Source organism: Bradyrhizobium betae (assembly GCF_008932115.1).
Classification (GTDB): domain Bacteria; phylum Pseudomonadota; class Alphaproteobacteria; order Rhizobiales; family Xanthobacteraceae; genus Bradyrhizobium; species Bradyrhizobium betae.
The window spans coordinates 1,105,559-1,130,333 of the sequence record NZ_CP044543.1; the positions used below are offsets into that span (position 1 = coordinate 1,105,559).

Sequence of the window (24,775 nt, forward strand, 5' to 3'; positions counted from 1 at the left end):
CTCCGCAGAGCCGGGGCACAAGACGACCGCCTTTAACTCTTCGGCGCCTGTTTTTCCGACGCGGTGGCCGGCTTGCTCTTGGCGCCGGCGCCAACCACGCGAACGGCATCACCGTCTGAGAGGCCATCCGGCGGAGCGGTGATGACACGATCATCCGCTGCAATGCCCGAAGCAAGCTCGATCTCGCGGCCGAGATCGCGGGCGATGGTCACGGGCTTGAACAGCACCTTGTCGTCCGGGCCGACGGTGGCGACGCGCAGGCCGCTGCCGTTGAAAATCAGGGCGCTGGCGGGAATGCTGAGCGGCGCGCTGTCGCGCTGCAAACTGAGCTTCACGCTGGCGTAGCCGCCGGGCATCAGCTCGCCGCTCGAATTGTCGAGCCCGAGCTGCATGCGCGTCGTGCCCGAGGCGACGTCGACGGCCTGCGAGGACGCCTCCACCGTAGCCTGGAATGTCCGGTTCGGGTATTCCGGCATCACCATCGTGGCCTTGGCACCGATCTTGATCGCCGGCACGTAGTTCTGGGGCACGTTGACGTAGACGCGCAGCTTGGTGATGTCGGAGACCACGAACATCGCCGGGCCCGAGCCGCCGCCCGCGTTGATCAGCGCACCGACGTCGGTATCGCGCGCCGTCACCACGCCGTCGAACGGCACCGAGATCTTCTTGTAGCCGGCCAGCGCTTCCAGCCGCTCGACATTGGCCTGGCCTGAATGAACCGCGGCGTTCTTGTTGGAGAGGTCCGCGGTGCGCTCGTCGATCTCCTGCGCCGAGACGAAATTCGAGGCGACAAGCGTCTTGCGTCGGTTCAGCGTGGCTTCCGACAGCCTGGCGCTGGCCTGCTGACTGGCGAGGTCGGCGCGGGCCTGCAGGAGCTGCTGGTCGAGGTCCGGCGCCTCGATCTCGGCGATCACCTGCCCCGCCTTGACGCGGGCGCCGATGTCGGCGCTCCAGCTCTTCAGGTAGCCGGAGACGCGCGCGAAGATCGGGGCGCGGTAATAGGCTTCGAGCCGGCCCGGCAGATCGATAGTGGCATTGCGGGTCTTGGCGTTGGGCAGAGCCACCGCGACGCTGGGAACCGCCTGGTCGTCGGTCCATTCCTTCAGCCTGGAGCCCTGCTCCTCGCGAGCGCGAATGCCGGTGCCGACGATGAGGCCTGCCGCGATCAGCGCCACCACGCCGAAGATGCCCAGTTTCCGGTGCGACACCGGGGAGCGGGGTTCAGTGGGCGACATGCGGAGACTCCAATGGGGCGGCGGCTTTGGCGCCTTGTTTCTTGTGTACCATACTGAACACCACGGGAACAAACATCAGCGTGGCGAAGGTTGCAAAGATCAGGCCGCCGATCACGGCGCGGCCAAGCGGCGCGTTCTGCTCGCCGCCCTCGCCCAGCCCCAGCGCCATCGGCGCCATGCCGATGATCATGGCGAGCGCGGTCATCAGCACCGGGCGGAACCGGACGAAGCCGGCTTCGAGCGCGGCCGCGACGGGATCGCCGAGCTCCTCGTAGCGCTCGCGGGCGAACGAGATCACGAGCACGCTGTTGGCGGTGGCGACGCCCATGCACATGATGGCGCCGGTCAGTGCCGGGACCGACAGCGTGGTCTGGGTCGTGAACAGCATCCAGACGATGCCGGCGAGCGCTGCCGGCAGCGCGGTGATGATCACGAACGGATCCGACCAGGACTGGAAGTTCACGACGATCAGCAAATAGATCAGCACGACAGCACCGAGCAGGCCGAACAACAGGCCGGTGAAGGCGCTGTTCATGGTCTGCACCTGACCGAGCAGCGCAACGGAAGAGCCCTTCGGCACGTCCTTGGCGGTGTCGGCGATCACCTGACGGATATCGTTTGCCACCGCGCCGAGATCGCGGCCCGACGTCGTCGCAAAGATCTGCACCAGCGTCTGAATGTCGTATTGCGACACCACCGCGCTCGACGTGGATCGCTTGATGTCGGCGATGCCCCCGAGGATCGGCGACTGCGAATTGCCGGTCGCCGTGATCGGCAGCGTCTGAAGCGCGCTGAGGGAATCGATCTGGTATTGCGGCGTCTGCATCACGATCGAGTACGACACGCCGTTTTCAGGGTTGAGATAGTAGGTCGGCGCCACCTGCGAGGAGCCGGCGAGATTGACCACGAGGCTGTTGGTGACGTCGCGCTCGGTCAGGCCGACATATTGCGCACGGGTACGGTCGACATCGATGTTGAAGGTCGGATTGTTCGGCGACTGCTGGATGCGCGCATCGGCGACGCCGGGAATCTTGCGGACCCTGGCCAGCAGATTGTTGGCGTAGGCAAAGTTGCCGCTGATATTGGCGCCGCGGATTTGCAGGTCGATCGGCGCCGGCGCGCCGAAATTCAGGATCTGGCTGACGATGTCAGCCGGCAGGAAGGAAAAGCTGACACCCGGGAACAGGCGGGGCAGCTGTTCACGCAGCACCTTCACGTGCTCTTCGGTCGGCTTGTGACCTTCCCTGAGCTTGATCTGGATGTCGCCGTCCTGCGGGCCGATCACGCCGGTGTTGTTGTAGGTCATGTTGATGCCGGAGACCGGCATGCCGATGTTGTCGGTCAGCGTGTCGATCTCGCCCGGGATCAGCTTGCGGACCGCCTTCTGCACATCGGCGAGCTGGTTGGCGGTCTCCTCGACGCGGGTGCCGACCTGGGTGCGGACATGCATCAGGATGTTGCCGGCATCCACCGCGGGGAAGAAGTTGCGCCCCAGGAACGGCACCAGCGCGAAGGACGCGCCGACCACGCAGAGGAATCCGATCACGAACACCGCACGGTGCGCCAGCGCGAGCCCGAGGAAGTCATGGTAGCCGCCGCGAATGCGTTCGAACCGGTTCTCGAAACCGCGCTGGAACCAGACCAGCGGATTGCGCGACTTCGGCGGCTCGCCTTCGTGATGGACATGCGGGTGCAGGAGGTAATTCGCGATGGTCGGCACCAGCGTGCGCGACAGGATGAACGACCACATCATCGCGAACATCACCGCTTCCGCCATCGGCACGAACAGGAAGCGCGCGACGCCGGTGAGAAAGAACATCGGCACGAACACGATGCAGATGCAGAGCAGCGAGACGAAGGCCGGCGTCACGATCTGGTTGGCGCCGTCGAGGATCGACTGCTCGACCGGCTTGCCCTGCTCCAGATGGTAGTTGATGTTCTCGATGGTGACCGTGGCGTCGTCGACGAGGATGCCGACCGCAAGCGCAAGGCCGCCGAGCGTCATGATGTTCAGCGTCTCGCCGATCGCCGAGAGCATGATGATCGCGCCGAGCACGGAGAGCGGGATCGACAACGCGATGATCACGGTCGAGCGCCAGCTGCCGAGGAACAGCAGGATCATGACGCTGGTGAGCAGCGCGGCGATCACGCCTTCGAAGGCGACGCCCTGGATCGCGCCGCGGACGAACACCGACTGGTCGCCGATGAAGCCGATCTTCAGCGCTTCGGGCATCTGATCCTTGACGTCGATCACCTTCTGCTTGATGCCCGCGATGATGTCGAGCGTCGAGGTCGCGCCCGCCTTCAGCACCATCATCAGCACCGAGCGGTTGCCGTCGACATGGACGATGTTGGTCTGGGGCGGATTGCCGTCCCTGACGGTTGCGACATCCCGCACGTAGACCATCGCGCCGTTGACGGTCTTGATCGGCAGATTGCCGAGCTCGTCGATCTTGAGCGGCGAATTGTTGAGCTGGATGTTGTACTCGAAGATGCCGATCTTCTGGGTGCCGACCGGCGTGATCAGGTTCTGCGCGGCCAGCGCATTGGCGACGTCCTGGCCGGACAGGCCGCGGGCCTGGAGCGCGGTCGGGTCGAGGTCGATCTGGATCTGGCGCTGCTTGCCGCCGAACGGATACGGGATTGCCGCGCCGGGCACGGTGACCAGCGGCGTGCGGAGCTGGTTGATGCCGATGTCGGCGAGGTTCTGCTCGGTCAGCCCGTCGCCGGAGAGCGCCACCTGGATGATCGGCACGGTCGAGGCGGAGTAGTTCAGGATCAAGGGCGGCGTCGCACCGGGCGGCAGCTGCTTCAGCAGCGTCTGCGAGATCGCGGTGACCTGGGCGTTGGCGGTGCGGATGTCGACGGTCGGCTGGAAGAAGATCTTGACGATACCGAAGCCGTTATAGGAGTTGGCGACGATGTGCTCGATGTCGTTGACCGTCGTCGTCAGCGAGCGCTGGAACGGCGTCGTGATGCGGCCGGACATCTGGTCCGGCGGCAGGCCGGTGTACTGCCAGACCACGCCGATCACGGGGATGCGGATCTCGGGAAAGATGTCGGTCGGCGTTCGCAGCGCCGCCAGCGGTCCGATGATCAGGAGCAGGAGCGCGAGCACGACAAACGTGTAAGGTCGGCTCAGGGCAATACGAACCAGAGCAATCATTCGTCGGGCAATTCCAAATCTGAGGAGATCGCGGACGCGCCCCCGCGGGTTCCCTCACTGCTTACCCGAACACCGCTGAAATGGCCAACGACAGCGGGTCACAGGTGGTCACTTCCCTGCTATCGCACAGCGAAATCGCATTCCAGATATGCAGCTTCTGCCCGAATGATGGCGGAGGCAGTTCTTGGCGTGAAGAGGCGGCGCCTGGAAGCGCCGCTCCTGGAAGCGACGCACCTCAGGCGGCGCGGACGGAGCCCAGGAACTTGCTGACCTCGAGCCTCAGCCGGTTCGAATCCCGCGACAGCATCTGCGCGGCCGACAGCACCTGCGTGGACGCCGAGCCGGTCTCGACAGCGCCGCGCTGGACGTCGCCGACATTGGACGAGACCTGCTGGGTGCCCTGAGCGGCCTGCTGCACGTTGCGGGCGATCTCCTGCGTCGCCGCGCCTTGCTGCTCCACAGCCGCGGCGATCGCCGACGATATTTCGGAGAGGCGCGCGATGGTGCCGCTGATCCCGCTGATGGCGCTGACCGACTCCTGGGTTGCGGCCTGGATGCCGCCGACCTGCTGGCCGATCTCGCCGGTCGCCTTGGCCGTCTGCTCGGCCAGTGCCTTCACCTCGGATGCCACCACGGCGAAGCCGCGGCCGGCCTCGCCGGCCCGCGCCGCCTCGATCGTGGCATTCAGTGCCAGCAGGTTGGTCTGGCCGGCGATGGCGTTGATGAGCTCGACGACATCGCCGATCCGCGCCGCGGCCCGCGACAATTCACCGACGCGCTCGGTGGTGGCCTGTGCCTGGCTGACCGCATCGCCGGCGATCCTGGAGGAGTCCTGCACCTGCCGGCTGATCTCTCGCACCGACGACGACATTTCTTCGGCGGCGGATGCCACCGAATGGACGTTGGCGGACGCTTCCTCGGAACCGCCTGCGACGACCGTCGCCAATTCCTGGGCCCGGCCGGCGGTCGAGGACAGTGTCGAGGCCGAGGCCTCGAGCTCGGTCGCAGCCGATGAGACGGTCTCGACGATTTCGCCGATCGCAGCCTCGAAGCCGTCGGCGAGCTTCGTCATGTCAGTTTTGCGCTGCGCCTCGGCACGGCGCTGCACCGCCTGCACCTCGTCACGGCTGAAGCGGATGATGGTCTGCACCGTCTGGAGGTTGCGCAGGGCCTCGCCGATCTCGTCATCGCGATCGATCACGATGCGGTTGTCGAGCTTGTCCTGCACGAGATTGAGCATGGTGTCATTGAGCTGCCGCATCGGCGCCTGGATCGCACGCATGGTCGCCATGCCGACGAAGCTGCCGAACGCTGCGCCGACGAGGGCCAGCAGCACCAGAGCCATGCTGGTCGAACCGCCGGTCGCGAGCGCACCGCCGATACCGATTGCGAGCATGAACAGCGCCTGCACCGCCATCATCGTGACGAGGCGCGCCTTCAGCGTGCGCGTGAAGATCGCGAAGCGGTCGAGCAGCGAACGGCGGCGGATGATGCCACCGTCGATGCGATAGCCGTGCGGCTTCTTCTCGCGGATCGCGGCGTAGACCTCCTCGGCGAGCTTGCGCTGATCGGCCGGCAGCTTGGTGCGTATCGAGGTAAAGCCAGTGACCTGGCCGTTCTCGCGGATCGGCGAGGCCGTCGCCAGCACCCAGTAATAGTCGCCATTCTTACGGCGGTTCTTCACCGCGCCGAGCCACGGCTTACCTGTCTTGAGCGTGTCCCAGACGTTCTGGAAGGCTTCCGACGGCATGTCCGGGTGGCGGACGATGTTGTGAGGCTGCCCCATCAGCTCTGCGGACGTAAAGCCCGCGGCCGCAATGAAGTCCTCGTTGAAATACGTGATCTTTCCCTTGAGATCCGTACGGGAGACGATCAGCGTCTCGTCACTGACGGGATATTCGATTTCGGTGATCGGAAAATTCTTGCGCATCAAAGCCCCCAAATGAAACGCGATGCGATCAATCCCACCCGGACTGCGCTGTTCAAAACGTTTAGCAATTCTGATCAAACGAATTTAACTATCGATGAAATCTACTTCCCGTGTGACTACGGGTAATTATGCATGATACCACTCATAGGACACATCAAGTTACCGGCGACAGAAAACGAGCGGCGCTTCCAGCGCCGCCCGTCGTCAGATCGTCGGGTGTCGTCGACAGGGCGTATCGACAATTCCTGCGGAGACTTTACGCCGCGCGGACGTTGGTCAGGAACCTGCTGACCTCGGTCTTCAGTCGATTGGAATCCCTCGACAGCATCTGCGCTGCTGAAAGCACTTGCGTCGAGGCCGCCCCGGTTTCCGCGGCGCCGTGCTCGACGTCTCCGACGTTGGAGGAGACCTGCTGCGTGCCCTGAGCAGCCTGCTGCACGTTGCGTGCGATCTCTTGCGTCGCCGCGCCCTGTTCCTCCACGGCAGCGGCGATCGCCGAGGCGATCTCGGCCAGCTGGGTGATCGTGCCGCCGATGTCGCGGATCGCGTCGACGGATTCCTGCGTCGCAGATTGCATCCCGGAGACCTGCTGGCCGATTTCGCCGGTCGCCTTGGCGGTCTGCTCCGCCAGCGCCTTCACCTCCGATGCCACCACTGCGAAGCCGCGACCGGCCTCGCCCGCGCGCGCCGCTTCGATCGTGGCGTTGAGCGCCAGCAGATTGGTCTGCCCCGCGATCGAGTCGATCAATGCGACGACGTCGCCGATCTTCGCAGCCGCTCGCGACAATTCGCCGATGCGCTCGTTGGTCCTTCCCGCCTGATCCACGGCTGTGTTGGCCATTCGCGCCGTGTCCTGGACCCGGCGGCCAATCTCGTTGACCGAGGACGAAAGCTCTTCGGTCGCCGATGCCACCGACTGCACGTTCGCCGAAGCCTCCTCCGAGGCTGCGGCGACCACTACGGCAAGCTCCTTGGCGCGCCCGGCAGTGGCATTCAGCGTGCTTGCCGACGCCTCGAGCTCCGTGGACGCCGACGAGACCGTGTCGACGATCTCCCCGATCGCGGCCTCGAACTGATCCGCCAGCCTGTGCATCTCGGTCTTGCGCTGCTCGGCGGCAATCCGATCCTGCCGGGCCTTGGTCTCTGCCTCGTCGCGCGCCTTCTGCTCCGCCACGATCTTGAACCGCTCCACGGCATGGGCCATGTCGCCGACCTCGTCCTTGCGATCGAGACCGGGGAGAGCCACGGCGAAATTGCCGGCGGCGAGTTCGCCCATGGCGCGGGTCAGTGCGGACAGCGGCCGCACGATCCGGGAGAACGCGATCCAGAAACTCAGCAAGACCAGCGCAACGCAGCTCGCCAGGATCAGGCCGGCGACGATCAGATTGGACGTTGCCTTGGCGGCCTGACCGGTCGCTTCGATATCCGCGGCCGCTCCGATCGCATCGGACAGGCGGAGGATCGCATTGATCCCCGTCGTCGCACTGGCGAAATAGTCATTGCCACTGATCCTGTAGTCTCCGCTGGCCGCCGCCGCGAGCACGCCCTTGCGCGTCGCGTCATAAATCCGGAAATAGTCCTGCTCGACGCCCTTGATCGCTCCGGCGACGTCGCCCGGAACGTCGGCTCGCTCGGCCAGCGGCGCGATCGTCCCCCAGGCAAGTTCGACGTAGCCCCGGAAACCGGCAATCCGGCTCAACTCTTCGGGCGTCATCCTGCTGCCCGAGCCAATCGCGCCTCCGAGGAAAGCCCGTTCACGCCCGGCCTTCTCGGCCATCTCCGCAGCAAGATGCCGAAGACCGACGAGACGCGACATCGTCGACGAAGGCGGAGTAGCCAGCGTTTCCAGGATCAGGCGCAGCCGGATGGAGGTCAATTCGATCAGCTCGGTGACGGCGGGCACGAATCCGTTGACGATGTCCGCATTGCGGGCCGCCGCCGGCCTGGCGAGATTTTCGTCGACCCTGCGGCGCAAATCTTCGACGTTCTGAAGGGCTCGTTCAGCCGCATCGATGCGGGGGCCGGCCACGTTGAATTCGCTCATCGCGCGAAGGCGGCGCGCAGCGTCGCGAAAAGTCTGGTCCGAGCTGATCCGTAGTTTCACGATCTCGGACCGCCGATCGGCGGCAGTCACCTCCGGCGACCTCAACGCGGCATTGGTCATGCCTCGCTCCAGGGCCCACTGCCCCGCGCTCTGCAACAACAGCCGCGAGACGCCGTTGAGGTCGACGAAGGCGTCCGCCGCATGCCGGTCGCGGTATGCCTGCAGCGATGCATAGCCGGTCGCGGCCACGCCCATCAGAGCCAGCGCCGCAATGACAAGGGGCAGGACCGTTCCGATTCTCAAATTCACTGTTCGCATCCTTCTCGTCAGCACCGGCCCCGGCATCGGAGAGCGGTCGGCGACAAGGAATATCCGAAGTCGACAATACTATGTTGTCCTGTGTCAAGGATCGTGGTGGAACGCGGTTGGTTCGCCCTGCGGTTGAACGACAGGCTTACCAAATGGTTGCGGCCAATGGTACGACCGGAACGATCGCGATGCCGCAAAACGAAACGAGCGGCGCCTCTGGCGCCGCCCGTCGTCGGATCGACAGTTGGTTGCGGAGGTTACGCCGCGCGAACGTTGGTCAGGAACTTGCTGACCTCGGTCTTCAGGCGGGTCGAGTCGTTCGACAGCATCTGCGCCGCCGACAGCACCTGCGAGGAAGCCGTGCCGGTCTCGGTCGCGCCGCGCTGCACGTCGGTGATGTTGGAGGAGACCTGCTGGGTGCCCTGGGCGGCCTGCTGCACGTTGCGGGAGATCTCCTGGGTCGCTGCGCCCTGCTCTTCCACCGCGGCCGCGATGGCCGAGGAGATTTCCGACAGACGCTCGATGGTCGAGGAGATTTCCTTGATGGCGCCGACCGAGTCGTTGGTCGCCACCTGGATGCCGGAGATCTGCTGGCCAATCTCGCCGGTCGCTTTCGCGGTCTGCTCGGCCAGCGCCTTCACCTCGGAAGCGACCACCGCGAAACCGCGGCCGGCTTCACCGGCGCGCGCCGCCTCGATGGTGGCGTTCAGCGCCAGCAGGTTGGTCTGGCCGGCGATGGTGTTGATCAGCTCGACGACGTCGCCGATGCGCGAGGCCGCCTTGGACAGCTCGCTGACGCGCTCGGTGGTCGACCGGGCCTGGCCGACGGCATCGCCCGCCATCCGTGCCGATTCCTGCACCTGCCGGCTGATCTCGCTCACCGACGAAGCCATTTCTTCGGTCGCCGAGGCCACCGACTGCACGTTGGTCGAGGCTTCCTCCGAAGCGCCGGCAACCGTGGTCGCCAGCCGCTGGGAGCGGTCGGCGGTCGAGGTCAACGTCGAGGCGGAGGCTTCGAGCTGGGTCGAGGCCGACGACACGGTCTGGACGATCTCGCCGATCATCGATTCGAATTCGCGGGTGATGTTGTCGACGCGGCGGCCGCGCTCGATCTTGGCTTCGGCATCGGCCGCGGCAGCCTCGTCGGCGGCCTTCTTGGCAACCAGCGCCTCCTTGAAGATCTGGAGCACGTCGGCCATGGCGCCGATTTCCGTCTTCTCGCCGCGATGCGGGACGTCGGCGGAAAGATCGCCGCGACCCAGCGCCTGCATCGGCTCGATGATGGAGTTGATGCCGCGCGAGACGTCCTGGACGAGATAGAAGCCGACGCCAAGGCCGGCGATGATCGCCGCACCGAGGATGATCGCGACGAGCATGAAGGCGTAGTAGAAGGTGTCGGCGGCATCGACGGCGGCCTGATCGCCGCCCTTGACGTTGAGCTCGGTGTCCTTGGTCAAGACTTCATCCGCCGCAAGGCCGATTTTGTTGACCGTCTTGGAATTCAGCTCCTGGGCGTCGTGCGGGACCTTGCCGGCCTCCTTGCGGGACAGCGCGAACACATCTTCGGTGCCCTTCTTGTAGTCTTCCCAGAGCTTGGACCAGTCGTTGTAGAGCTTGCGTTCCTCCGGCGAGGTGATCATCGTCTCGTAGTTCTTGCGAATCTTGGCGAGCGCCTCGATCACGGTCGCCGCGGTCTTTTCCGTCGCGAGCTTGTCCTCGAGGGTCTCGGCCAGCATGTGCTGGCGGACCACGTTGCGGTAGGTAATGACGCTGGCGCGCAGGTCGCCGATCACGCGGACGCTGGGCATCCAGTTCGTGGTAATGTCCACGGTGTTGGCGTTGATCGTCCGCATCTTCATGACGGCGAGCAGGCCCATGCCGGTCATTGCGACCAGCAGGAACGCCACGGCGCTAATGATCTTGGTACGGATGGAGATGGTGGCGAACATAATGGGTCTCTTTGCGTTGGCGCGGTCGCGCGTCCTAAAACGTGGTCAACCAAAAGGAGCGGCGCCGATATCAAACAACAAAGCGACTGAGCAGTTGTTAACTATGACTCCGTACGAGTACGGAACCTTAAAGAAATGAAGGAGGGACTAAAAACGCCCTGCGCTCAGCGCATGAGCCCAAGCGCATCGGCGAAAAAGCCGGGGCCACCGAAGTTGCCGGACTTCAACGCGAGCAGCATGTCGCCTGCTTCCGCACCGACGGCGCGCAGCACCGGGACACCGGCCGCGATCTCCGCTCCGACCAGAAAACCGGGAATCCCGAGGCGGTCGACGACCGCGCCAGAGGTTTCGCCGCCCGCGACAATCAGGCGCCGAACGCCTGATTTCACTAGGTTTTCCGCAATGTCCGCCATCGCCTGCTCGATCGCGTGACCGGCCGCGTCGCGGCCGTGACGTGCCTGCAACGCGGCGACCTGATCCGGCGTTGAGCTCGACGCGATCAGCACCGGACCGTCAGCGAGTCGCGGCCTCGCCCAGGCGAGTGCGCGCTCCACTTCGCCCTTGTCCGTAAGAATACGGTCCGGGTCGAGACGGTGCACCGGCATGACGGATTCCGCCCTGGCAATCTGCTGCAACGTCGCCTGCGAACAGCTTCCCGCGAGGCATGCCGCAGCGCCACCAACGGTGGCGCCCTGCGCACTGCTCGCTGAAGCCGACCCGACCTTGCCGGACGAGACCAGCGCGCGCGCAAGGCCGAGGCCCATGCCGGAGGCGCCGACCGACAGCCGGTGCCGGGCCGCAACGAGACCGATGGTCTCGAGGTCGCGGTCGAACACGGCGTCGATGATCGCGGCGCCGATGCCCTTGCCCGCGAGGTCAGCCAGCCGCGCCCGCACTGCTTCCGCGCCGCGGCTGACGGTTGCCAGATCGACCAGACCCACCTGCGTCTTGCTCTGGCGCGCCAGCACCCGCACCAGATTGGAATCATGCATCGGGTTGAGCGGATGGTCCTTCAGCGGGCTCTCGTTCAGCGGCACGGCGCCGACGAAGAGATTGCCCTGATAGACGGTGCGGCCGGTCTCCGGGAAGGCCGGCGTCACCAGCACGACGTCCTCGCCGCCATCGGCGCGCAGCGCGTCCATCACGGGGCCGATATTGCCCGCATCGGTCGAATCGAAGGTCGAGCAGATCTTGAACAGCACATGGCGCGCGCCGCGGCCACGCAGCCACGACTCCGCCGCGCGCGAGCGCGATACGGCAAGCCCCGCCTCGATCGAGCGACTCTTCAGCGACACGACGACGGCATCGACCTCGGGCAGCGCGAGATCGTCCGCCGGCACGCCGATGGTCTGCACCGTGCGCAGGCCCGCGCGCGTCAGCGTGTTGGCGAGATCGGAGGCGCCGGTGTAGTCGTCGGCGATGCAGCCAAGCGAGATGTTCGCTGCAAGCGTCACGGCTTCACTCCCGCATAGGGCTTGAACCAGGCGAGGCCATCGGTGGTCTTGCCGCGCGGATTGTATTCGCAGCCGACGAAGCCGGCATAGCCGAGCCGGTCGAGCTCGGCGAACAGGAACGGGTAGTTCAGCTCCTCTCCGTCAGGCTCGTTGCGCGAGGGAATGCTCGCGATCTGGATGTGGCCGATGATCGGCATCATCTCACGCAGGCGCATGGTGACGTCGCCATGGATGATCTGGCAGTGATAGATGTCGAACTGCAGCTTCAGGTTCGGAAGCCGCAACTCCTGGATCAAGTCGCGCGCGAAGCCGAAATCGTTGAGGAAGTAGCCGGGCACGTTGCGCGCATTGATCGGCTCGAGCACGATGTCGATGCCGTGGGCTGCGAAGAATTCGGCGGCCCAGGCCACCGATTTGTAGAACGCCTCGATCGCGACGCGCTCACCGCGGTTGGCGATGCCGGCCATCAGGTGCAGCCGCTTCACGCCGGTCGCCTTGGCGTAAGGCAGTGCCGTCTCCAGGCTCGCCTTGAGGTCGGAGAACCGTGCCGGCAGCGACGCAAAGCCCTTCTCGCCGGCATTCCAGTCGCCCGGCGGCAGGTTGAACAGCGCCTGCGTCAGGCCGTTGCGCTTGAGCCGCTCGCCGACCGCCTCGGCCGGATGCTCGTAGGGAAAGAGGAATTCGACCGCGGTGAAACCCGCTTGCGCGGCGGCGTCGAAGCGGTCGAGGAACGGCACCTCGGTGAACATCATCGAGAGATTGGCGGCAAAACGGGGCATTGGAATCCTCTTCCTTACTTGTCGCCAGGCAGCTTCACGCCGGTGACCTGCGCATACATCCGCGCCACCGAGGCGTCGTCGTCCCGCCCCATGCCGGCGGCGGATGTCATCAGGAACATCTGGAGGGCCGCGGCGGAGACCGGCACCGGGAATCTGGCGCTGCGCGCCATGTCCTGGATGATGCCGAGGTCCTTGACGAAGATCTCGACCGCGCTGCGCGGCGTGTAGTCGCCATCGAGCACATGCGGCATGCGGTTCTCGAACATCCAGGAATTGCCGGCGGAGGCCGTGATCACCTCGTAGACCTTGCGGATGTCGAGGCCCTGCCTGGCCGCGAACGCCATCGCTTCGGAAGCAGCGGCGATATGCACGCCGGCGAGCAACTGGTTGATCATCTTGAAGGCCGCACCCTGCCCTGCGGCATCGCCAAGCTCGTAGAGCTTTGCCGCCATGGCATCGAGCGCCGGCCTCGCCTTTGCAAAGGCAGCCGCGCTGCCGGACGCCAAAATCGTCAGCTCGCCCTCGGCTGCGCGCTGAGCGCCCCCGGAGATCGGCGCATCCAGGTAATGCCGCCCAGTCGCTTCCAACTGCTTGGCCAGACGCCGCGCCACATCCGGGTCCATGGTGGCGGACGACACGAAAACGCTGTCCTTCGGCAGGGTCTCGGCGACGCCGTCCTTGCCGAACAGGATCGTCTCGGTCTGCGCGGCATTGACGACGACGCTGACGACGATGTCGGCGCCCCTGGCCGCTTCAGCCGGCGTCGTCGCGCCCGCCCCGCCATCCTTCACGAAACGCGCCACGGCGTCAGTCGAGACATCGCAGCCGGTGACGGCGTGGCCGGCGCGCTTCAGCGAGGTCGCCATGCCAAAGCCCATCGAGCCGAGCCCGATGACGGCGATGCGCTGATTCTGTGAGGTGGAGGCGGCCATGCAACTAACCCTTGCGAACGTTTCCCGGACGGCCCCCTTTGCGGCGGCTCTCACCTCGAATAACACGGCTTGGCCGCGCTGCCAAAGCGTGAGACAAGCGGGCATGACGGCCATGAGTAACGAAACACGGCTGCGCGAGGACATCTGCCGCTTCGGACGGTCCCTGTTCGAGCGCGGGCTGACGCCGGGCTCCTCCGGCAATATCAGCGTCAAGATGGACGATGGCGGGTGGCTGGTCACTCCCACCAACGCCTCGCTCGGTTTCCTCGACCCGGCGCGGCTGTCGCGGCTGGATGGACGGGGTCGGCTGCTCTCGGGCGACGCACCGACCAAGGAAGTTCCGCTGCACACCGCACTCTACGATACGCGCGAAGGCGCGCGCGCGATCGTGCATCTGCACTCCACCCATTCGGTCGCACTCTCGATGCTGCCCGAGATCGACCCGCGCGCGGCGCTGCCGCCGATGACGGCCTATTACCTGATGAAATGCGGCGCCACCGCGCTCGTGCCCTATTACCGCCCCGGTGATCCAGCGGTCGCGGACGCGATCAAGGGCCTGGCGGGCAAATATTCATCCGTGCTGCTCGCCAATCACGGCCCGGTCGTCGCAGGCGACACGCTGGAGGCAGCCGTGTTCGCGACCGAGGAGCTGGAGGAAACGGCCAAGCTGTATCTGCTGCTGCGCGGGCTGAACCCGCGGTATCTGTCGCCGGAGCAGGTGAATGATCTGGTGAAGGTGTTCGGGGTGGCGTTGCCGGAGCATGGGCACGAGCATTGAGCCCGGCGTGATTGCGAGGTCGGAAGAGACCGCCCCATCCACCGCTGTCATCCCCCGCGAACGCGGGGAATCCAGTACGCCGCAGCCTATCCGTATCTCTCTGATGTCTCGGAGTACTGGATCGCCCGCTTTCGCGGGCGATGACACCGAGAGTATTGCGCGAGTGCGCCCTACACTTTGCCTTAAAGCCCCAGATACGCCTTGCGCACGTCCGGATTGCCCCTGATTTCGGCTGCCGGGCCCTGCATCAGCACGCGGCCGGTTTGCAGGATGTAGGCGCGGTCGGCGATCTCGAGGCACTCGGCCATGCGCTGCTCGACGATCAGCACGGTCATGCCGGCGTCGCGGATGCGCAGAACCGCCTGGAAGATCTCGTCGACCAGCTTCGGCATGATGCCTTGCGACGGCTCGTCCAGCATCAAGAGTCGCGGGCGCGTCATCAGCGCGCGGCCGATCGCGAGCATCTGCTGCTCGCCGCCGGAGAGCGTTTCGGCGCGCTGATCGAGACGCTCGGAAAGGCGCGGGAACAGCGTGAAGACGAGATCAAGCGGGCTCTCGCGATCCGCCTCACCGCGGTAGAGATAACTGCCGAGGCGAAGATTGTCGCGCACCGACAGGCGCGGGAACAGCCGGCGGTTCTCCGGCACATAGGCGATGCCGGCCGCCGTGATATGGTGCTGCGCCATGCCGTTGAGCCGCTTGCCGTCGAAGGTCACCGTGCCAGAGCGCGGACGCTCGGCACCGGCGATCGACTTCAGCAGCGTCGACTTGCCGGCTCCGTTCGCGCCGGCGACACAGACGATCTCGCCCTTCGTGACTTCGATACTGACCGCGGAGATCGCGACCAGGCCCTGATAGGCGGTCGTGACTTCATGCACCGACAGCATGACGATCTCCCAGATATGCCTTGATCACCTTGGGATCGCGGACGACGTCGGCGGGTTTGCCCTCGACCAGCACCTTGCCGAGGTCGAGCACGATGGCGCGGTCGACCAGCGGCATCACGATCTCCATGACATGCTCGACCATCAGCACGGTAATGCCGGTATCGCGCACTTTCCGCACCAAGGCCACGCCGGTCTGCGCTTCCGTCGGCGTGAGGCCGGTGAGGACCTCGTCGAGCAGCAGCAGTTTCGGTTCGGTTGCGAGCGCACGCGCGACTTCGAGGCGACGCTTCTCCGCCGGAACGAGGTCGCTCGCGAGCACGTCGGCACGCGCGGCAAGGCCGGTGAACTCCAGAACCTCATGCGCCTTGCGGCGGGCTTCGCGCATCACCGTGTTGCGCACGAGCGCGCCGACGATGACGTTGTCGATGACCGTCATGGTCTCGAAGCTCTTGACCACCTGGAAGGTGCGACCGACGCCGCGCTGGCAGCGCTCCGCCGCCGGCAAGGCCGTGACATCCTCACCGTCGAACCAGATCGAGCCCTGGGTCGGCGGCAGCACGCCGGCGATGAGATTGAACAGCGTCGACTTGCCGGCGCCGTTCGGGCCGATCAGGCCGACGATCTCGCCGCGACCGACCGAGATCGAGACGTCGCTGTTGGCGACGAGGCCGCCGAACCGCTGCCAGACGCCGCGGGTTTCAAGGAGAGCGGTCATCGCGTTGCTCCCTTCGTCTTCGTCCGCGACAACAGGCTCACCAGGCCTTGCGGCAGGGCCAGCGAGATCGCGACGATCAATGCACCATAGACGATGAGATCGACGCCGCGGCCGGAGCCGCCGATATAGGAGCGCGTCAGCTCCGTCATCGGGATCAGGATGACCGCGCCAAGCACGGGGCCCCAGAGGGTGCCGATACCGCCGAGCACCGCCGGCAGCGCCATCAGCAACGAGAACTGGAAGCCCATCACGCTCTCAGGATCGATATAGGCGAGAAACTGCGCATAGAACGCACCGCCGATGGCGACGAGGAAGGCGGAGACGGCGGCCGCCCCCATCTTGGAGTTGAACACGACGACGCCGAGGCTCTCGGCCGCTTCCGGATTGTCCTTCACCGCACGCCACCAGAAGCCCCATTTGGAATCTTCGAGCCACCAGGTGACGAACCAGGCGAGGCTGCACAGCACCAGCGCGAAATAGAAGTACGGCAGCTTGCTGCGCATGAACTGGAATTTCAGCCAGCTGTCGCCGCGCACGGGAACGGTGATTCCCATGGCAGCTCCCGCCCATTCCCAATTCTGGAACAGCAGCAGCCCGATCTCGGCGATGACGATGGTCGCGATCACGAAGTAATGGCCGCGCAGACGGAAGAAGGGATAGCCGAGCCCCATGGCGATGATCGCGGCGATCACGCCACCGGCCAGCATGCCAAACCAGGGCAACACGCCGAACTTGGTGAACAGCAGTTCGGTGGTGTAGGCGCCGATGCCGAAATAGAGCGCGTGCCCCAGCGAGATCTGACCGCAATAGCCGGAGAGGATGTTCCAGCTCTGCGACAGCGCCGCATACATCAAGGTCAGGATCAGGATGTTCTGAACGTAGACATCCTTGATAACCAGCGGCGCGAGTGCTGCGAGCCCGGCGAGGACCGCGGCGATGATGAGGTCGCGGCGGCGCCGCGCGGTAAAAGTCTTGTCCATCACATCGACCCGAACAGGCCACGCGGCCGAATGAAGACGACGAGCAAATAGACCGCGTAGATACCGACCGATTTCAGCGAAGGCGGCAGCAACAAGGCGGTGGTCGCTTCGACGAGGCCAACGATGATGCCGCCGGCGAGTGCGCCGAACACGCTGCCGAAGCCGCCGAGCGCCACCGTGACATAGGCGATCAGGGCGAAGGACGCGCCAACGTCGGGATAAATGTAGAAGAACACCGCCATGATCGCGCCGGCCAGACCGACCAGCGCGGCGCCGAGGCCCCAACCGAACGCGAACACGCGGTTCTTGTCGATGCCGACCAGCGCGACCGCACCGGGATCCTCGCGGGTCGCTTCCAGCGCGCGGCCGAAGTCAGTGCGGTGGATGAAGAAATAGAGGCCGCCGAAGGCCGCGATCGAGACCGCCGCTCCGATCAGTTGCGGCTCCGGCAGGAAGATGCCGGCGACCGAGACGGTCTTGCCGCCCACCCAGGACTGCGGAATGCTGCGATAGTCCGGCGTGAAGAAGAACTGCGCAAGACCGCGCATGAGGATGGCAAGGCCGAAGGTGGTGAAGATCTGCACCATGCCGGCATTGGCCTTGGCCCGCATGGCGAAGCGCACAACGAGCAGGTAGACCACTGCTCCGAACACGAACATTGCCGCCGCGACCAATGGCGCCGACAACAACGGATCGATCGCGAAGAACGCGAACAGGAAGAAGGACAGGTACATCGCGATCATCAGGAACTCGCCATGAGCGAAGTTCGTGACGTCCATCAGGCCGAAGATCAGCGCGAGGCCGACGGCAATCAGTCCGTAGAGCAGGCCCATGAGCAGGCCGCTCGCGAGACTCTGGATAATGGCTTGGGCTGTCAAAAGTCTGTCCCCCGAAATCGATCCACATCCTGAGGAGCGCGCACCAGCGCGCGCCTCGAAGGATGGCCCAGCCCTCGTCCTTCGAGACGCGGGCCAAGCCCGCTCCTCAGGATGAGGGCGGGAGCTACGTCCGAGCTCCCGCTTCCAAGTCTTGCTTCTAAGTCTTACTTCATCGGCCAGGTCGCTTCGGCGATCGCGGCCTGCGGCGGGAAGATGGTGACGAACTTGCCGCCAGTATATTGCAGCAGCACCGGATCGGCGTCGTTGTTCTGCCCGGTCTCGTCGAACTTGACGCGCTTCCAGGGCATGATGGTCTGCTCGCCCGGGATATCGGTCGCAGCCAGCGCGTCGCGGATCTTCTCACCGTCGGCCGACTTGGCGCGGTTGATCGCGTCGGCGAGGATGATCAGGCCCATGAACTGGCGCGAGGTGAGGTCGTTGAAGTCCTTGCCCGAGCGCGTCTTGAACATCTCGTTGATCTTGCCGACCATCGGGCGCTTCTGCGCGAGGTCGAGCGAGAAGGTGCCGCGCGAGATGACGCCTTCGAGCTTGTCGCCGACGGCGTCGTAGAGCGCCTTCTCGGAGAAGCCGGCGTCCTGCGCCACGATCGCGTTCGGCTTGTAGCCGAGCTCGGCCATGGTCTTGACGAGCAGGATGCCGTCGGTGGTGTAGCTCGAGGGCATCAGCACGTCGGCATTCGCAGTCTTGAGCTGCTGCACCTCGGCCGAGAGCGAGGGCGAGTTGGCGCGGTACTTGATGTCGGAGACGATCTTGTAGCCGCGCTCGCCGGCGATCTTGGCCTGGGCGTTGCCGGAGTCCGTGCCGAAGATGGTGTCTTCGTGGAACAGCGACAGCGTCTCGATCTTGATGCCCTTCTTCTTCATGGCGTCGAAGAAGTCGAACATGGCGGCTGAGTACATCTCGTCATGCGGAGCCGCGCGGAAGTAATATTTGAGGCCGCGGCGATGCAGGCTCGGCGAGGAATTGTCGGCCGAGACGAACGGGATCTGGTAGCGCTCGCAGATCTGGCTGATGGTGACGGCGACCGCGCTCTGATAGGTACCGATGATGGCGGAGACCTTCTCCTGCGTGATCAGGCGCTCGGCTTCGGCGCGTCCCTTCTGCGGATCGGCCTGATGGTCGGCGAACACGAGGCGCACCTTGGCGCCGCCGAGACCCGGCAAGCCTTCGCCCTTCGCCAGCGGCAGGTCGAAGTCGGTGTCCTTGTTGATGACCTCGAGCGCGGTCTCATAGGCTTTCTGCGCATCGATGCCCTGCTGGGCGCTGCCGCCGGAGAACGGGTAGATGACGCCGATCACGACTTCCGAGGTCTGGGCGCGTGCGGCGAGCGGCACCAGCGCTGCAGTGGCGGTGGCTCCTAGCAGCACGTCGCGGCGAGAGATCGTCATGGCAAAGTCCCCTGTTACTGAATTTCGACTGATCGAATGAAGCGATTGATGGATGCGGTAAAGCCCGAAGAAGCAGCAAACGCTGCCTACTAAATCACGGCCATGTTCCTGTTCTTCAGATCCGTCACCAGCATGAGGCCGGGCGAATGCGTGATCGCGAACGGGACCTTCGCAGCGTTGATCACCGATTGCGGCGTCACGCCACAGGCCCAGAATACCGGAATCTCGTCATCGGCGACAGGCACGGGATCGCCGTAGTCGGGCTTGGCGATGTCCTTGATGCCGATCAGGTGCGGATGGCCGAGATGTACAGGCGCACCGTGCACGGCGGGATAGCGCGAGGTGATCTGCACCGCGCGGATCGCATCGGCCGGCTTGAACGGACGCATCGACACCACCATGGGACCGGCGAACGGACCGGCCTCGCCGCAGGCGATGTTGGTGCGGTACATCGGCACCCGCACGTTCTGCTCGATATGGCGGATCGGCATGCCCTCGTCGAGCAGCGCCTCCTCGAACGAGAAGGAGCAGCCGAGCACGAAGGTCACGAGATCGTCGCGCCAATATTTGGTGACGTCGGTCGGCTCCTCGACCACCTCGCCGTCGCGCCAGACGCGGTAGCGCGGCACGTCGGTGCGGATGTCCAGATCGGCACCGAGCGCGGGGATGTGCGGGCTGCCGACATCGGACATGCCGATGATCGGGCACGGCTTGGGATTGAGCTGGCAGAAGCGGTGAAAGGCGCTGGCATATTCCGCTGGCAGGATCGCCAGATTGCCCTGGACGAAGCCGGGAGCGACACCAGCCGTGGAGCCGACCTGGCCGCCGCGGTAAGCCAACCGGGCCTGGCGGCTCGGGAGGGTGTCGGGTGTTTCAGTTTGCTGCGCTGCCACCAAAACAGTCATTCGATCGACCTGCCTATAAACTCGACAAAGACAGCCAACACCAAGCATGCTATAAAGTCTAATCTTCCTTTCTAATCGATATCGATAAATTCAATTTATCGATCGGGAAAATCCTTCCAATGCTGGACTTCAGGTCGATCGAGACATTTCTCTGGGTTGTGAAGCTCGGGAGCTTTCGCGGCGCTGCAGCGCGGCTCAACACCACCCAGCCGGCGATCTCCCAGCGCATCGCCCAGCTCGAGCGCGAGATGGGCGTCAAGCTCCTCAACCGTGACCATCGCGTCGCCTCGCCGACACCGAGCGGCCGGCAGATGATGGTCTATGCCGAAAAGCTGATCGGCCTGCGTGCCGCGATGGTGGCCGAGGTCGGCGACCGCTCCGCGATGCGCGGCGTGATGCGTCTCGGCGTCGCCGAGACCATTGTGCACACCTGGCTGCCGCGCCTTGTGAAGAGCATGAACGAGGTCTATCCGAACCTGTCGCTGGAGATCGAGGTCGACATCACGCCGAACCTCACCGCGCGCCTGCTCGCGCAGGAGATCGAGCTGGCCTTCGTCGTGGGACCGCTGTCGGGCTCCGGCGTGCATAATCGCCTGCTCGCCGATTACCCGATCGGCTTTCTCGCAAGCCCCTCGCTGGGCCTCGGCAACGGCCCGGTGTCGCGCGCCGAGCTTGCGCGGTTTCCGATCATCACCTTCCCGCGCAAGACCAGGCCCTACGAGGTCGTGCGCGAGGTGTTCGACCGGCCGGAGCTGCCGCCGATCCGCCTGCATGCGTCCGCGTCGCTCGCGACCGTCATCCACATGGCCGTCGAAGGGCTCGGCATCGCCGTGATCCCCGACGCCATCGTCGAGAACGAGCTCGCCGACGGGCGGTTGCAACTGCTCGACACCGATCTCGCAATCGCACCGCTGACATTCACCGCAAGCTGGCTCGCCTCGCCCGACGTCGTCGCAGTGGAGCGCGTCGCCGAACTCGCACGGCAGATTGCGCAGAGCAGCCTCGCGGTTGACGAGCCCGCGCTGGCGCGTCATTGAAAAAGGCGCCGGATAATCGAGAGACCGACCGCATGAGCCGAGCCGCCACCAATCTGCAAATCGATTCCGCCCGCCTCTGGGGCTCCATCCACGAGACCGCGCAATTCGGCGGGACGGCCAAGGGCGGCGTGCGGCGGCTGACGCTGAGCAGCGAAGACAAGCAGGTGCGCGACTGGTTCCGCAAGGCCTGCGAGGACGCCGGTCTCGAAGTGCATGTCGACGCGCTCGGCTCGCAGTTCGGCCTGCGCAAGGGCCGCGACATGTCGAAGCCGCCCGTCGGCATCGGCTCGCATCTCGACACGCAGCCGACCGGCGGCAAGTATGACGGCATCCTGGGAACGCTCGGCGCGTTGGAAGTGATCCGCACGCTGAACGACGCCGGCATCGAGACCGACGCGCCGATCTGCATCGTCAACTGGACCAACGAGGAAGGCTCGCGCTTTGCGCCGGCCATGATGGCCTCCGCGGCTTACGTCGGCGACTTCACCACCGATGACATCCTCTCGCGCAAGGACGTCGAGGGCACGACCGTCGGCCAGGCGCTCGACCGCATCGGCTATCGCGGCGACAAGCCGGTCGGTTTCCAGAAGCTCGGATGTTTCGTCGAGCTGCACATCGAGCAAGGCCCGATCCTCGAGGCCGAAGGCAAGACCATCGGCGTGGTCGATTCCGGCCAGGGCGTGCTGTGGTACGACGGCAAGATTTCCGGCTTCGAGAGCCATGCCGGTTCGACCCCGATGCCATTGCGGCGCGATGCGCTGGCAACGCTGTCGGAGATCGTGCTGGCGATGGAAGCCATTGCCAGGAAGCACGGGCCGAACGCGGTCGGCACCATCGGCGAGGCCGTCATCGCAAATCCCTCGCGCAACGTCATTCCCGGCGAGATCGCCTTCACCATGGATTGCCGCAGCGCCGATGGCGCGATCATGGATGCGCTGGATCGCGATCTTCGTGCGGCCATCGCCGAGATCGCCGCGCGCCGCAAGGTCGAGGTCAAGATCGATCTGGTCTGGCGCAAGCCGCCGACCCATTTCGATCCCAGGCTGATCGCGGCGGTCGAGAATGCTGCGACGACCCTTGGCTATTCCTCCCGTCGCATCACCTCCGGCGCCGGCCACGACGCCTGCAACCTCAACACGATCATGCCGGCGGCGATGGTGTTCGTGCCCTGCAAGGACGGCATCAGCCACAACGAGCTGGAGGACGCCACGCAGCCCGACTGTGCCGCGGGCACCAACGTCCTCATGCACACCGTGCTGGCGATCGCCGGCGTGGCATCCTGACCGGAGACAGCCATGCGCGGAGTTTTCGTCGACGCCAACGAAGCCCTCGCCGTGATCATGGAGCGGCTGGAGAAGCCCGGCGATCCCAAGGTGCGGATTCACCGGGATCCCGATATCAAGCCCGAGCACTATCCCGACATCCTCGCCGGCGCCGAGATCGCGATCGTCGATCACACCGCGCTGCCGACCGAGGTTGCAAGGAAGTGCACGGGCCTCAAGCACGTCGTGTTCCTCGGCACCGGCGCGCGCAGCTACATGAATCCGGAGGAGCTCGCCGAGCTCGGCATCTCCGTGCACCTGATCAAGGGCTATGGCGACACGGCGGTCGCGGAATCCGCGATGGCGCTGATGTGGGCCTCTGCCCGCGTCATCGCGATGATGGACCGCGAGATGCGCGCCGGCAACTGGCTGCGCGAGGACGGCATGCAGCTCACCGGCAAGACGCTCGGCCTGATCGGCTTCGGCGGCATCGCGGCTGAAGTGGCGCGCATCGCGTCCGGCAGCGGCATGAAGGTGATTGCCTGGAACCGCTCACCGAAGAGCCATCCGGGCGTCACGTTCACCGATCTCGATACGGTGCTGGCGACGAGCGACGTGGTTTCGCTGCATCTGCTGCTCAACGACGAGACGCGCGGCATGATCACGCGCGAGAAGATTTTTGCGATGAAGCCGGGCGTCATCCTCATCAACACGGCGCGTGCCGCAGTGGTCGACGAGCAGGCGATGATCGACGCGCTGAAGTCCGGCCACATCCGCCATGCCGGCCTCGACGTCTTCAACATCGAGCCCCTGCCCGGCGATCACCCGCTGACGAAGCTGCCGAACGTGACGCTGTCGGCCCATTCCGCCTTCCGCACGCCGGAAGCCAGTGAGAACCTGATTGAAGCGGCATGGATCCACTGCCGCAGGATCGTGAAAGGATAAGAGCAACAACAATGGCCGACTATCGCACCATCAAGGCTGAGCCGCTCACCAACGCCATCCGCGCCATCGTCAAGGCCGGCGGCTCCTCGGACCGCGAAGCCGAACTCGTGTCCACCAATCTGGTGGAAGCAAATCTCAAGGGGCACGACTCGCACGGCGTCGGCATGATCCCGCGCTACGTCCAGAGCGTCACCAACGGCGGCCTCGCCGTGAACGCGCACGTCAAGACCGTGCTCGACACCGGTCCGCTTCTCACCCTCGACGGCCTCACCGGCTACGGCCAGGTGATCGGCCATGAAGCGATGGAGCTGGCGGCAGAGCGCGCCAAGCAGAATGGCGTGTGTCTCGTCGGTCTCTCCAATTCGCATCACATCGGCCGCATCGGCCACTGGGCCGAGCAGTGCATCGACCACGGGCTGGTCTCGATCCACTTCGTCAACGTGATCTCGCGCCCGATCGTGGCGCCCTGGGGCGGCAGCGATGCGCGCCACGGCACCAACCCGTTCTGCGTCGGCATCCCGCGCAAGGGCAAGGACCCGATCGTGCTCGACTTCGCCACCAGCAGGATCGCGCAGGGCAAGACCCGCGTCGCCCACAACAAGGGCGTCGAGCTGGAGCCCGGCACCATCATCGACAACGAGGGCAAGCCGACCAACAATCCGCGCTACACCGTGATCCCGCCGCACGGCGCCATCCTGCCGTTCGGCGAGCACAAGGGTTCGGGGCTGGCGCTGGTGTGCGAAATCCTCGGCGGCGCGCTCTCCGGCGGGCAGGTGGTCAAGGGCCCGTCCGACGGCAAGCATAACGTCCTCAACGGCATGCTCTCGATCGTCATCGACCCGGACAAGCTCGGCACCGGTGAAAACCTCGCGCGCGAGGTCGAGAGCTTCGTCGCCTGGCACACCGGCTCGCCGCCCGCCGCCGGCGTCGACAAGGTCAAGATCGCCGGCGAGCCCGAGCGCGAGACCAAGAAGAAGCGGCTTGCCGAAGGCATTCCGGTCGATCCGACCACCTGGCAGGAAATTCTGGAGGCCGGGAAGAAGTTCGGGCTGGATCAGGCGGCGATCGAGAAGATCGCGGGCTGATCTTCCCTTCTCCCCTTGTGGGAGAAGATGGCGCGAAGCGCCGGATGAGGGGTTCGCTCCGCAGGCGAAAAACTTGCGGATGAGAAGCCTGTCTCC

Annotated in this window: 19 protein-coding genes; 5 read left to right on the forward strand and 14 right to left on the reverse strand. The window is 65.2% G+C overall.

Annotation, left to right across the window (positions count from 1 at the left end; translation table 11 throughout):
• Positions 1 to 32 precede the first annotated feature (32 nt).
• The 8 genes from F8237_RS05410 to ltnD form a co-directional block, all read right to left on the reverse strand.
• Complete coding sequence (locus F8237_RS05410; protein WP_151642755.1) at positions 33 to 1,235, reverse strand: efflux RND transporter periplasmic adaptor subunit; 1,203 nt, start codon at positions 1,233 to 1,235, stop codon at positions 33 to 35.
• The gene (locus F8237_RS05415; protein WP_151642756.1) at positions 1,222 to 4,401 is read right to left on the reverse strand and encodes an efflux RND transporter permease subunit; all 3,180 of its coding nucleotides are present in this window, start codon (positions 4,399 to 4,401) and stop codon (positions 1,222 to 1,224) included. Before F8237_RS05415 ends, F8237_RS05410 begins: the two co-directional genes overlap by 14 nt.
• A gap of 235 nt (positions 4,402 to 4,636) precedes the next feature.
• Entirely contained in the window at positions 4,637 to 6,331 is a 1,695-nt protein-coding gene (locus tag F8237_RS05420) for a methyl-accepting chemotaxis protein (protein ID WP_151642757.1), read from the reverse strand.
• A 256-nt stretch (positions 6,332 to 6,587) separates the two neighbouring features.
• Complete coding sequence (locus tag F8237_RS05425) at positions 6,588 to 8,684, reverse strand: methyl-accepting chemotaxis protein (RefSeq protein ID WP_151642758.1); 2,097 nt, start codon at positions 8,682 to 8,684, stop codon at positions 6,588 to 6,590.
• Positions 8,685 to 8,941: 257 nt separating this feature from the next.
• Positions 8,942 to 10,633, reverse strand: a complete 1,692-nt coding sequence (locus F8237_RS05430) for a methyl-accepting chemotaxis protein (RefSeq protein ID WP_151642759.1) — start codon at positions 10,631 to 10,633, stop codon at positions 8,942 to 8,944.
• 164 nt (positions 10,634 to 10,797) lie between these two features.
• Complete coding sequence (gene otnK, locus F8237_RS05435) at positions 10,798 to 12,087, reverse strand: 3-oxo-tetronate kinase (protein ID WP_151642760.1); 1,290 nt, start codon at positions 12,085 to 12,087, stop codon at positions 10,798 to 10,800.
• Positions 12,084 to 12,866, reverse strand: coding sequence for a 2-oxo-tetronate isomerase (gene otnI / locus F8237_RS05440; protein ID WP_151642761.1), 783 nt, complete (start codon positions 12,864 to 12,866; stop codon positions 12,084 to 12,086). Before otnI ends, otnK begins: the two co-directional genes overlap by 4 nt.
• 14 nt (positions 12,867 to 12,880) lie before the next feature.
• Entirely contained in the window at positions 12,881 to 13,798 is a 918-nt protein-coding gene (ltnD, locus tag F8237_RS05445) for an L-threonate dehydrogenase (protein ID WP_151642762.1), read from the reverse strand.
• A 103-nt stretch (positions 13,799 to 13,901) separates the two neighbouring features.
• On the opposite strand from ltnD, the gene otnC reads away from it, so the two are divergent.
• On the forward strand, positions 13,902 to 14,576 hold the full coding sequence (gene otnC, locus F8237_RS05450; RefSeq protein ID WP_162005882.1) for a 3-oxo-tetronate 4-phosphate decarboxylase: 675 nt from the start codon (positions 13,902 to 13,904) through the stop codon (positions 14,574 to 14,576).
• 182 nt (positions 14,577 to 14,758) lie between these two features.
• Here the strand turns inward: otnC and F8237_RS05460 are convergent, their stop codons facing one another.
• The 6 genes from F8237_RS05460 to F8237_RS05485 all read right to left on the reverse strand — a co-directional run bounded on the left by F8237_RS05460 (position 14,759) and on the right by F8237_RS05485 (position 20,350).
• Entirely contained in the window at positions 14,759 to 15,463 is a 705-nt protein-coding gene (locus F8237_RS05460; protein ID WP_151642764.1) for an ABC transporter ATP-binding protein, read from the reverse strand.
• Complete coding sequence (locus tag F8237_RS05465; protein ID WP_151642765.1) at positions 15,447 to 16,178, reverse strand: ABC transporter ATP-binding protein; 732 nt, start codon at positions 16,176 to 16,178, stop codon at positions 15,447 to 15,449. Before F8237_RS05465 ends, F8237_RS05460 begins: the two co-directional genes overlap by 17 nt.
• Positions 16,175 to 17,158, reverse strand: a complete 984-nt coding sequence (locus F8237_RS05470; RefSeq protein ID WP_151642766.1) for a branched-chain amino acid ABC transporter permease — start codon at positions 17,156 to 17,158, stop codon at positions 16,175 to 16,177. Before F8237_RS05470 ends, F8237_RS05465 begins: the two co-directional genes overlap by 4 nt.
• On the reverse strand, positions 17,158 to 18,036 hold the full coding sequence (locus F8237_RS05475) for a branched-chain amino acid ABC transporter permease (protein ID WP_151642767.1): 879 nt from the start codon (positions 18,034 to 18,036) through the stop codon (positions 17,158 to 17,160). The genes F8237_RS05470 and F8237_RS05475 overlap by 1 nt, the downstream gene beginning before the upstream one ends.
• Before the next feature lie 164 nt (positions 18,037 to 18,200).
• The gene (locus F8237_RS05480) at positions 18,201 to 19,445 is read right to left on the reverse strand and encodes an ABC transporter substrate-binding protein (RefSeq protein WP_151642768.1); all 1,245 of its coding nucleotides are present in this window, start codon (positions 19,443 to 19,445) and stop codon (positions 18,201 to 18,203) included.
• An 89-nt stretch (positions 19,446 to 19,534) separates the two neighbouring features.
• On the reverse strand, positions 19,535 to 20,350 hold the full coding sequence (locus F8237_RS05485; RefSeq protein ID WP_151642769.1) for a putative hydro-lyase: 816 nt from the start codon (positions 20,348 to 20,350) through the stop codon (positions 19,535 to 19,537).
• A 119-nt stretch (positions 20,351 to 20,469) separates the two neighbouring features.
• Between F8237_RS05485 and F8237_RS05490 the strand changes: the two genes are divergently transcribed.
• From F8237_RS05490 to F8237_RS05505, 4 genes are read left to right on the forward strand one after another with little or no spacing between them, the layout of a single operon-like run.
• The gene (locus F8237_RS05490; protein ID WP_151642770.1) at positions 20,470 to 21,387 is read left to right on the forward strand and encodes a LysR family transcriptional regulator; all 918 of its coding nucleotides are present in this window, start codon (positions 20,470 to 20,472) and stop codon (positions 21,385 to 21,387) included.
• Positions 21,388 to 21,419: 32 nt separating this feature from the next.
• Positions 21,420 to 22,670, forward strand: coding sequence for a Zn-dependent hydrolase (locus tag F8237_RS05495; protein WP_151642771.1), 1,251 nt, complete (start codon positions 21,420 to 21,422; stop codon positions 22,668 to 22,670).
• A gap of 12 nt (positions 22,671 to 22,682) precedes the next feature.
• Entirely contained in the window at positions 22,683 to 23,594 is a 912-nt protein-coding gene (locus F8237_RS05500; RefSeq protein WP_151642772.1) for an NAD(P)-dependent oxidoreductase, read from the forward strand.
• An 11-nt stretch (positions 23,595 to 23,605) separates the two neighbouring features.
• On the forward strand, positions 23,606 to 24,679 hold the full coding sequence (locus F8237_RS05505; RefSeq protein WP_151642773.1) for a malate/lactate/ureidoglycolate dehydrogenase: 1,074 nt from the start codon (positions 23,606 to 23,608) through the stop codon (positions 24,677 to 24,679).
• Positions 24,680 to 24,775 lie beyond the last annotated feature (96 nt).

What these genes read in the sequence shown, in the direction of transcription:
- F8237_RS05410 (WP_151642755.1), bottom strand. Translation starts at nt 1,235, where the DNA reads ATGTCGCCCACTGAACCCCGCTCCCCGGTGTCGCACCGGAAACTGGGC.
- F8237_RS05415 (WP_151642756.1), bottom strand. Translation starts at nt 4,401, where the DNA reads ATGATTGCTCTGGTTCGTATTGCCCTGAGCCGACCTTACACGTTTGTC.
- F8237_RS05420 (WP_151642757.1), bottom strand. Translation starts at nt 6,331, where the DNA reads ATGCGCAAGAATTTTCCGATCACCGAAATCGAATATCCCGTCAGTGAC.
- F8237_RS05430 (WP_151642759.1), bottom strand. Translation starts at nt 10,633, where the DNA reads ATGTTCGCCACCATCTCCATCCGTACCAAGATCATTAGCGCCGTGGCG.
- otnI (WP_151642761.1), bottom strand. Translation starts at nt 12,866, where the DNA reads ATGCCCCGTTTTGCCGCCAATCTCTCGATGATGTTCACCGAGGTGCCG.
- ltnD (WP_151642762.1), bottom strand. Translation starts at nt 13,798, where the DNA reads ATGGCCGCCTCCACCTCACAGAATCAGCGCATCGCCGTCATCGGGCTC.
- otnC (WP_162005882.1), top strand. Translation starts at nt 13,902, where the DNA reads ATGACGGCCATGAGTAACGAAACACGGCTGCGCGAGGACATCTGCCGC.
- F8237_RS05460 (WP_151642764.1), bottom strand. Translation starts at nt 15,463, where the DNA reads ATGCTGTCGGTGCATGAAGTCACGACCGCCTATCAGGGCCTGGTCGCG.
- F8237_RS05465 (WP_151642765.1), bottom strand. Translation starts at nt 16,178, where the DNA reads ATGACCGCTCTCCTTGAAACCCGCGGCGTCTGGCAGCGGTTCGGCGGC.
- F8237_RS05470 (WP_151642766.1), bottom strand. Translation starts at nt 17,158, where the DNA reads ATGGACAAGACTTTTACCGCGCGGCGCCGCCGCGACCTCATCATCGCC.
- F8237_RS05480 (WP_151642768.1), bottom strand. Translation starts at nt 19,445, where the DNA reads ATGACGATCTCTCGCCGCGACGTGCTGCTAGGAGCCACCGCCACTGCA.
- F8237_RS05485 (WP_151642769.1), bottom strand. Translation starts at nt 20,350, where the DNA reads ATGACTGTTTTGGTGGCAGCGCAGCAAACTGAAACACCCGACACCCTC.
- F8237_RS05490 (WP_151642770.1), top strand. Translation starts at nt 20,470, where the DNA reads ATGCTGGACTTCAGGTCGATCGAGACATTTCTCTGGGTTGTGAAGCTC.
- F8237_RS05495 (WP_151642771.1), top strand. Translation starts at nt 21,420, where the DNA reads ATGAGCCGAGCCGCCACCAATCTGCAAATCGATTCCGCCCGCCTCTGG.
- F8237_RS05500 (WP_151642772.1), top strand. Translation starts at nt 22,683, where the DNA reads ATGCGCGGAGTTTTCGTCGACGCCAACGAAGCCCTCGCCGTGATCATG.
- F8237_RS05505 (WP_151642773.1), top strand. Translation starts at nt 23,606, where the DNA reads ATGGCCGACTATCGCACCATCAAGGCTGAGCCGCTCACCAACGCCATC.